1 protein-coding gene is annotated in these 1,465 nt (G+C 68.9%); it reads right to left on the reverse strand.

The annotated features are described in order from the left end of the window. A partial coding sequence (locus tag LG396_RS38725) for a glycoside hydrolase domain-containing protein (RefSeq protein WP_225798299.1) occupies positions 1 to 1,465 on the reverse strand: 1,465 nt, incomplete at both ends.

The following is a 1,465-nucleotide window of genomic DNA, read 5'->3' on the forward strand; positions in this document are numbered from 1 at the left end:
GCAGACTCGCGCCCGTCACCTCGAACAGCCCCATCGCCATCAGCGCGCTCATGGACCCCATCTGGCCCTGGTCCTCGTCGAAGTGGCCGTAGCCGTCGGTCGTGGAGGTCGCGCCGTAGGTCTTCTCCTTGACCTGCCGGACCCAGTACTGCGTCAGCCAGGGGTGGCCCACGTAGTTGAACAGGTGCGCCACCTGGAGCCCGGGCTGGTTGCCGTAGCTGACGTGGCCCTTGCCGTACTCGGCGATGAAGTCGGCGTCGGCGGACTGCTCGAAGGCGTAGTTGAGCTTGTCGGCGTACGCCTTGCGGCCGCCGAGCCTGTTGGCCAGGGCGATGACGTCGTGCGAGGTGAACCAGGTCGCCTGCCACGCGTTCGCCTCGACGAAGTCCTCGTGCGACAGCGGGTCGAACGGCTCCTGCCAGCGGCCGTTCATGCCGCGCGGCCGGATGAACCCGGTGGACCTGTCGTACAGGTTGCGCCAGTTCCCGGACCTCTCGATCAGGAACTCCCCCGCGTCGGTGTCGTCCCACACCTCGAAGTCGCCCAGCCCCACGCCCTCACCGGTGCCGCCGGTCGCCTCGAACCTGACCCAGCTCACCCGCCTCGGCCGGAAGGACACCGCCTTCTTCCCGCCCCGGGCCGGGATGCCGTCCACCTCGACCGACGAGCCGTCGCTGAACGTCAGCACGCCGGAGCCGACCCGCGAGTCCCCCTCGGCGCGGTCGCTGAGCACCACCTTGTGCACGCGCTTCTGCTCCGGCCAGCTCAGCCTGATCCACGGCTTGCGCTCCGTCGACGCCCACTCCACGTTCACCGGTTCTGTGACGCTGGAGCGCGCCGGCCGGCCGTCCACCGCCCGCACGCCCGCCAGATTCGAGTCGTTCGCCTGCGAGGACACCGACACCTCGGCGAACTGCGCCACGTTGAGACCGGACTTGCCCAGCCGCCGCGCCAGCTGGCCCAGCGTCCAGTCCTGGAACGCGTACTCCAGCGTCTGCCCCGCACCGCCTTCCAGCGGGCCGCTGCACACCTCGTTCGGTACGAACCCGAGGTCGAAGTAGTAGCGGGCGCCGCCGCAGCTCCCCCAGCGCCCGTACTCGAAGGAACCGGCTTCGAAGAGGCCGCCGAGGGAGTGGGCGTCGAGCATGGCCTCGTACGCGAGGTCGATGTCGAAGTCCCGGATGCCCTTGTTCCAGGCGCCGCTGATGAACGACGTCACCGGCGATCCGGTCATCACCCACGAGTAGTCGCCGGCCACGGGGCCCCGCGGCAGCAGCCCGCCGTCCTCGTACATTTTGAGCTGCGAGCGCACGACGCTCGAGTAGATCTCCGGATAGGCCAGCCCCAGGACGGTGTTGAGGTTCCACTGCGTCAGCCACAGCGCGTCGTAGTTGTACATCGCGTACTCCGGCACGCCGTCGGCGTCCGCCGGGATCTTCTTGACCTTGCGGTGCTGCCAGGTGTT

The organism is Streptomyces aculeolatus (assembly GCF_020400605.1).
GTDB classification, from domain to species: Bacteria; Actinomycetota; Actinomycetes; order Streptomycetales; family Streptomycetaceae; genus Streptomyces; species Streptomyces aculeolatus.